A 7,613-nucleotide genomic window follows, 5' to 3' on the forward strand; every position below is an offset into this window, starting at 1 on the left:
CACCTAAGGAACGTTTTGAAAGATAGTTTAGATCCAAAAAGAACCTTCGCATCTGCGAAGGTTCTTTTCAAGTCATCCAAGTCTAAACCTGGAACTTACTCAACTTCTTTCTTTTTCAAGAGGAGGAAGCCTCCGCTAACGGCTAGCAAGAAGCCTGAAAGAATGAAGTGTGCGGTTGTGTCTTCTCCAGTTTGTGGCAATTGTGCCTTGGCTGGACTTTCTTGGAAGCTTTGTCCTACTTGGTAAGTCAAGGCTTGCACGCTTTCTTCATTTTTTGTTGTCATTTCTTTTTGTGGAAGGAGCACTTTAGGAGTATCCTTCTTGGCTAAGATTGGCTGTGGATTGCTTGTTTGGTTATGAATTGGAACCACCACTTGATCTGGTTCTTTAGCTGGAACGTAATCCATCAAGCTTGCCAACTTGCTGCCAAAGATCGCATTGGTTACCCAGCGGAAGAAGTGGACAGGGTGTTGACGGTTGGTTGGATTTCCTGCATAGACAAAGAGTGGTTGTCCCATCAGTTCTCCAGAGATGGCCATGACTTTGTTAGCCAGAACATCATTATGTGGCCACCAACCTGCAATATAATAATCGCTCGGAGCGATGCTCATCAAGGTCTTGAAATGTTCTGGAACCTTTTCAATCCAGTTTCCTGAGTTGGAGTAGAAGAGGGTATTCTTCTTGTATCCGCTGGTCAATGGATCCTGGTCATCAATGATCGCTTTCATCAAGCCTTCGTAGTCACTACCGCCTTTTAGTTTTTCAGCGTCAAATCCTGTAAGAACTCCCAATTTTTCCAGTTTTTGCATGGCTTCCCCACCAATGACAAGGGTTGGTTTCTTGCCAAAAATGGAAGCGTCAAAGCGGTTGCTTTCCAAAATAACAACATCGGCTTCTTCTGGTGTATTGACGATTTGGAAGCCTAATTTTTCAAGGACCAGACTAGTATGAGCAGGCGCATCTACTCCAGCCCAATTATAGTGGTAGTTCGGAGAGTAGATCTTCATCGGTTTCAAGGTTGGGCCGCTAGGTACCTTGTAGAGGGCATCCCCATAGATGGCATAGTTTGGTAGGAGCGAAGCAAAGGTATCGCGGTCAACGATGTAGCCATCGTCTGTTAGGTAGACAGATTTTCCTTGCGCGATGGCCTGATTGACAGCTTTAACGGCACTGGCTGAGGTATTTGCGATCACATAGTAAGGAGCTTTTGGATCGATCTCAGAGGTACGAGTGGCGCGGGTGGTGGTGACTTCTCCTAATTTTCCGTTGAAAAGACCATCCGCAAATATAGGTTCGGACTTGAACCCTCTCATATCTGGGAAGTTGACCAGTAACTCTGCGTACATCGCAGCCCAGGCAGATTCGTTGGAGCCCTTGTAGAGAATATGGTTGGCATAGCCACGTTTGGCTTGGGCCATGTCAATGACCAAGTCCCCTTTTTTGTAGGGACCTGTATCTTCTTTAAGTTCCTTGACGAGGACACCATTGCGTTTGAAGTAGTCAATCATATTGAAGGCTTCTTGCGCATCATTGTCCTTGTCGAGGCTCATTGGGATGACGTAGTAGTCTGGGAAGAATTTCGGACGACCGTTTTTCACACGTCCAACGATTTCCCCATTTGGGCCGACCAGTTCATTTTCAGCTTTTGGATCTTCCGTTTTATTGAGACCACGTAAGTAGAAGTTGAGCCGCATCTCAAGGAGACGGTCTGGATCTTGGTTGAGGAAGTCAATGCCGCCTAGGACAGCATTGCGTCCAGCCTTATAGGATTCTTGGTTGGATTCTGGTATTTCAATGGTGTGGCCCAAGATGCCGTGATAGACAGCATAAACCCCTGTATAGCCAGAGAAGGAATCATCCCAGCCATCGCCCCAATCTAGTTTTGGAATGATGTAACTGTCGTATTTGGAATTGGCAACTCCAGCCCGGCCCATATGATGGGCATTTTCCAGCATGAGGTTGGACATGAGATCGTATTCAAAGTTCGGATCATGTGGAGGTGTTGCAGGTTCGATTAAGAATTCTTTTACAAAACCGTGTAAGTCGTAGAGAGCGATCGGATTCCACTTGTTGATCATTTGGATGACGGTCCGGACTTCAGGGTTGGTTTGGTAGCTGGCATCCCGGTTTGGATCGAGCCCGTTTGCTAGGGCCCGCAGGTTGAGAGCATCTCCATCTGGGTTTTCCGTGAAGTCAAATAAGAAGATGAATTTATTGAGCAAGGTTGGAATATCTAGCGTGACAGTTTTAGCATTTCCAGCTTCATCTGTGGTGTTAAAGCTCACCTTTTCCTTGGTCGCAAAGGTATTAAAGAGGCCTGTGATGATGTCGATCCCTGGCTGCTCATCCGCATGGGTGTTGTGGACTAAGACAGGTAGTTTGTAATCCAAGGTCTTGTCCTTCAGTGCAGCCAGCATTTCGCTTGGTTTGGTCAAAGCTGTAGGATTGGTGCTAGACAGGTAGTGATCGATGCTGGCTTGGTCCTTGCTCACGATCCCCATCTTCATGTCCCGGCCTTGGGCGCTCTTACCAAGGGTTTCTAACTGCACCAAACGATCGGGTTTCGCTTCTTCCTTGGATTTTTCGATAGCAGCGAGCATCTCTTCATGTGTATGGTAGTCTTGGTAAGGTCGAAAAACAAGAGTTTTATTGATGGTCACACCCAAGTCTGCATTGGTTCCGACCAGCTCATGATTACCGATGTAGTTGCGGTAAGTCCGGCGGATATTATTTGGGCTCCGAAGGCTAAGATCTTCACCAAAGAGATCTTTCACTTCCATATGGAGATCCAAATCATTGCCGTTTGCAGTCTCTGTGATAGTAAGGAATGGATCCTTGCTTAGGGTTCCAGTCTCCATATCCCAGGTTTTCCACTCCGAGAGAGGCTTGTTGTCCAAGGTCCAGTTGATCTTGCCAGCAGCTTGAGCTTTTTCTTGGACTTTGTCATCAATCGTGCTCTTTTCAGAGAGATAAATGGTGCTATCTGCCAATCGTGTCGCTTGGTCAGCGGTTGTTGTAGCACGGTTAGTGCTTGGACTAGCAGCTGGAGCAACTTCTGTAGTAGAAGCCACATCAGAGGTCGCGGCTGTTCCCGCAGAAGTGGCAGGGGCTGCGGTGTCTCCTTTTTCAGCTGTAGCAGGACTGGCAGTCTCAGCTGTCACTGCTTGCTCAGTAGCGGGTGCTGCTTCAAGGACCGTACTTGGTTCTGTTTGAGGCGCTTCTAAGCTATCGGCTGATACTTGACCATGACCGATGACAGAAAGCAAGACAGCAGCTGAGAGGCTGAGCGTCGTAGTGTACAAATGTTTCTTATATGAAGACTTCATATAGAAGACCCTCCTTAAAAAGTTATTTTCCTGTTCCAGTATACCATTTTAGGAAAACGTTTTCAACATCTCCCGCAATAAAGAAGCCTTTGCATTTGGCAAGGGCTTCTTTGTCTATTCTGTCTCCTGATGAAATTGTTGGTAAAAATCAACCTTGACCTGAATGAAGGTTTCTAAATCTCTTAACAATTGGAGCAAGGTGGCGCGTGTTTCAAATTCTTCCCGGGTCTTGGGCAAGGGCCGTTCGCGGAAGATCGCCAAATACTGAGTAATATCATCTAGAAGATTTTGGGCAGGATTTTCCTGACTTAACTGTTGCGCAGTCTTCTTAAAAAGTTGAGCCAAGATCATACTTTCACTCGCTGCTAACTGACAGCGGTTGACGTTTTCTGCCATATCCCGCAGGATATCGTTTTGGCGCTTGCGCATTTCGAAGTAGTGAATGTGGTAGTTGGTTTGATGAAAAAGGTGGTTGGAATGATCCAGATAGACGAGATTTAAAGCGTCCTTTAGGATACCATCCAATTCCTTGATCAAGCGGGCATCGTTGCGACCATCCCCTTTACCAAGTAATTCCGCAAAACGACCAAGGATCTTTTTCAGTTGGTCTTCGACAACATCATGGTAGTGATCAATCGCAGCCTGATTAGAAGGCATATAGAGATTGGCCAGCAGGGCAAAGCTGGTCCCGATTAAAAAGAGGGCAAGTTCATTGAGCAAGAGCCCCCAGGAAGTAGACTGCTCAATCAAGAGATGGGTGACGAGGACCGTACTAGGGGTGATGCCAATCTGCCAACCCATTAGAAAGGCGCATGGAACATAGAGAGCGATAAAGACTCCCAGTGCCCAAAGGTTGAATCCAAAAAAGGAAAAAGCGATACTTCCGATCACAAGGGCCAGCAAGGTCGACATAAAGCGCTGGTAGGCTTGCTTGATCGTACTGCGACGCGTATCAGAGATACTCAAGATGGCAATGACGCCAGCTGAGATGGCATAGGTCAAGCCCAGAGCATAAGCAAGGGCAGCTGCTAAACAGGTGGCCAAGGTGAGCTTGATGGTTCGTTGAAAAAGAGGCATGGCTTCCTTTCTAGTTCGGTTCCTTCATTAAGATAGATTTGATTTCATTATATCATGAATTGGCCTCAACCTCCTTTCTTGTGGTATACTAGTTCTATGGAAAATAACGATATCGTATACGGTGTTCACGCAGTCACCGAGGCTTTACAAGCCAATACAGGCAATAAATTATATATTCAAGAAGATCTCCGAGGAAAAAATGTCGACAAGATCAAGGCCTTAGCAGCTGAGAAAAAAGTGTCGATTTCTTGGACGCCAAAGAAAACCCTGCAGGAAATGACAGAAGGAGCTGTTCACCAAGGCTTTGTTCTTCGAGTGGCAGCCTTTGCTTACACCGACTTGGCAGCGATTCTGAAACAGACAGCCCAAGAAGAGAACCCGCTTTTATTGATTCTCGATGGCTTAACAGATCCGCACAATCTTGGATCTATCTTGCGGACAGCTGATGCGACCAATGTCTCAGGAGTCATCATTCCTAAGCACCGAGCGGTTGGGGTGACCCCAGTGGTGTCAAAAACTTCTACCGGAGCAGTGGAACACATTCCCATTGCGCGTGTGACCAATCTTAGCCAAACCTTAGACAAGCTAAAGGAAGAGGGCTTCTGGATCTTTGGAACCGACATGAACGGCACGCCATCTCATCAGTGGAATACGGCTGGCAAGTTAGCCTTGATCATTGGCAATGAAGGAAAAGGGATCTCAGCCAATATCAAAAAACAAGTCGATGAGATGATCACCATTCCCATGAATGGTCATGTGCAAAGCCTCAATGCCAGTGTGGCAGCAGCCATCCTTATGTATGAGGTCTTTCGCAATCGACTATAATCCTAGAAAGGCAATGATATGAAACGAAAAATCTTATTGGTTGACGGCTATAATATGATTGCCTTTTGGCAGGAGACCCGCCAGCTCTTTCAAAAAAGTGAGCTCGATGCAGCCCGCAATATCCTCCTGCAAAAACTGAGCCACTATGCTAGCTTTGAAGGAATCGAAGTCATCTGTGTCTTTGATGCCCAGTATATGCCAGGAGTGCGGCAGACCTATGAGGAGTTCAATGTTCAGGTGGTCTTTACCGGTGAGGATGAGACGGCAGATGACTATATCGAGCGCTTGGCGGCAGAGCTTAACACGCCCCTCCACCAAGTATCAGTAGCGACCAGTGACTTAAATGAGCAATGGACCGTCTTTGCTCAAGGAGCTCTTCGGGTATCTGCCAGAGAGTTAGAAAAACGGGTCGCAGTCGTCAAAGGAAACCTCAATCAAGCGCAGCGAGTGGTTAACGATCAAAAACCACCCATGCGACCGCTCGATCACGAAGTATTGCGACAATTACAAGAAATGATGGGAGACAAGTAATGACATTTGCTATTTTAACCGATTCGACCGCAGATTTAGACCAAAACTGGGCCAAGGAACATCAGGTGACCATTCTTGGCTTGACCATTGAGTTAGATGGGACGGTTTACCAGACAGTAGGCCAAGCTCAATTGACCAGCCCGGAGCTTTTAGAAGCCATGAAAAATGGGGCCAAACCGACAACCAGTCAGGTCAATGTGGGCCAATTTCAGGAAACCTTTAAACAATTTGCCAAAGAAGGAAAAGATCTGCTTTATGTGGCCTTTTCATCAGTCTTATCTGGGACCTATCAGAGTGCAGTCATGGCACGAGACCTGGTTTTAGAAGACTACCCGGAAGCCGTGATCGAGATTGTCGATCAGAAGGCTGCTGGGATTGGAGAGGGTTATCTGGTCATGCGAGCAGTAGCTGCGCGTGATGCAGGTCGTTCATTAGCAGAAGCCAAAGAAGAAATCATGGACCTAGCGCCAAAACTGCGGACTTATTTCCTAGTTGATGACCTCTACCACCTCATGCGTGGCGGCCGTCTCTCAAAAAGTGCCGCGATCATGGGAAGTTTGGCCAGCATCAAACCCATTCTCTGGATAGATGCGGAAGGGAAATTAGTCCCTATTAGCAAGGTTCGGGGACGCAAAAAAGCTGTCCGGGAATTACTGGAGCTGATCAAAGCAGATATCGGTGAAAGCACAGCCTTGGTATCTTATACCAACGATCTAGAAGGAGCCGAAGCACTGAAGCAAGAAATGCTTGCGCTTGAAGGCATCGATGAAGTTCTCGTGATGCCTCTTGGACCGGTTATTTCAGCCCACGTCGGCCCGAATTCCTTGATCGGATTTGTCATTGGAAAAGAAAATCGCAAATAATTTTCCAAATCGGTTGACTTTTATCTTAGAATTTTGATACAATAGTAGGCGGTATTGTTTACCCCATTTGTAAGGCCCCGGAACCTTTCAAATAACTTGCGGACCGGAACATCCGCCCTGTAAACAAAAACGACATTCATATAGGAGAAATCATGAACAAAACTACATTCATGGCTAAACCAGGCCAAGTAGAACGCAAATGGTACGTTGTTGACGCAACTGATGTACCTCTTGGACGCCTTTCAGCAGTTGTTGCTAGCGTGCTTCGCGGAAAAAACAAACCAACATTCACACCTCACACTGATACAGGTGACTTCGTAATCGTTATCAATGCTGAAAAAGTTAAATTGACTGGTAAAAAAGCAACTGATAAGATCTACTACACTCACTCAAACCACCCAGGTGGATTGAAATCAATCTCTGCTGGTGAACTTCGTTCTAAAAATGCAGTACGTTTGATCGAGAAATCAGTTAAAGGTATGCTTCCACACAATACTCTTGGCCGCGCTCAAGGTATGAAATTGAAAGTATTCGTTGGAGCTGAGCACACTCACGCTGCACAACAACCAGAAGTTCTTGATATTTCAGGACTTATCTAAGGAAAGGAACAATAAAGTATGTCACAAGCACAATATGCAGGTACTGGACGTCGTAAAAACGCTGTTGCACGCGTTCGCCTTGTTCCAGGAACTGGTAAAATCACTGTTAACAAAAAAGATGTTGAAGAGTACATCCCACACGCTGACCTTCGTCTTGTAATCAACCAACCATTCGCAGTTACTTCAACTGCAGGTTCATACGACGTTTTCGTTAACGTTGTAGGTGGTGGATACGCAGGTCAAGCAGGAGCTATCCGTCACGGTATCGCTCGTGCCCTTCTTCAAGTAGACCCAGACTTCCGCGATTCATTGAAACGCGCAGGACTTCTTACACGTGACTCACGTAAAGTTGAACGTAAGAAACCAGGTCTTAAGAAAGCTCGTAAAGCATC

General features: G+C 46.4%; 7 protein-coding genes. 5 read left to right on the top strand and 2 right to left on the bottom strand.

What is annotated here, in order from left to right:
* Positions 1-95: 95 nt before the first annotated feature.
* Both HMPREF2917_RS09535 and HMPREF2917_RS09540 read right to left on the bottom strand, forming a co-directional pair.
* Positions 96-3,326 (bottom strand): LPXTG-anchored zinc carboxypeptidase, encoded by a 3,231-nt coding sequence (locus HMPREF2917_RS09535; protein ID WP_070590476.1) that lies wholly within the window; start codon positions 3,324-3,326, stop codon positions 96-98.
* Positions 3,327-3,440: 114 nt separating this feature from the next.
* On the bottom strand, positions 3,441-4,403 hold the full coding sequence (locus HMPREF2917_RS09540) for an aromatic acid exporter family protein (protein ID WP_070590477.1): 963 nt from the start codon (positions 4,401-4,403) through the stop codon (positions 3,441-3,443).
* 96 nt (positions 4,404-4,499) lie between these two features.
* Between HMPREF2917_RS09540 and rlmB the strand changes: the two genes are divergently transcribed.
* The 5 genes from rlmB to rpsI all read left to right on the top strand — a co-directional run.
* Complete coding sequence (rlmB, locus tag HMPREF2917_RS09545) at positions 4,500-5,228, top strand: 23S rRNA (guanosine(2251)-2'-O)-methyltransferase RlmB (RefSeq protein ID WP_003010074.1); 729 nt, start codon at positions 4,500-4,502, stop codon at positions 5,226-5,228.
* Between the two features lie 18 nt (positions 5,229-5,246).
* Positions 5,247-5,759 (top strand): NYN domain-containing protein, encoded by a 513-nt coding sequence (locus HMPREF2917_RS09550; RefSeq protein WP_003004212.1) that lies wholly within the window; start codon positions 5,247-5,249, stop codon positions 5,757-5,759.
* Positions 5,759-6,622: a DegV family protein gene (locus HMPREF2917_RS09555; protein WP_003010076.1), complete on the top strand. Its 864-nt coding sequence runs from the start codon at positions 5,759-5,761 to the stop codon at positions 6,620-6,622. The genes HMPREF2917_RS09550 and HMPREF2917_RS09555 overlap by 1 nt, the downstream gene beginning before the upstream one ends.
* Positions 6,623-6,774: 152 nt before the next feature.
* The gene (gene rplM / locus HMPREF2917_RS09560; protein ID WP_002876943.1) at positions 6,775-7,221 is read left to right on the top strand and encodes a 50S ribosomal protein L13; all 447 of its coding nucleotides are present in this window, start codon (positions 6,775-6,777) and stop codon (positions 7,219-7,221) included.
* Between the two features lie 18 nt (positions 7,222-7,239).
* Positions 7,240-7,613, top strand: a 374-nt coding sequence (gene rpsI / locus HMPREF2917_RS09565) for a 30S ribosomal protein S9 (RefSeq protein WP_070590577.1), incomplete at its 3' end; no start/stop codon positions are given.

This window comes from Streptococcus sp. HMSC061E03, assembly GCF_001813505.1.
Lineage (GTDB): Bacteria > Bacillota > Bacilli > Lactobacillales > Streptococcaceae > Streptococcus.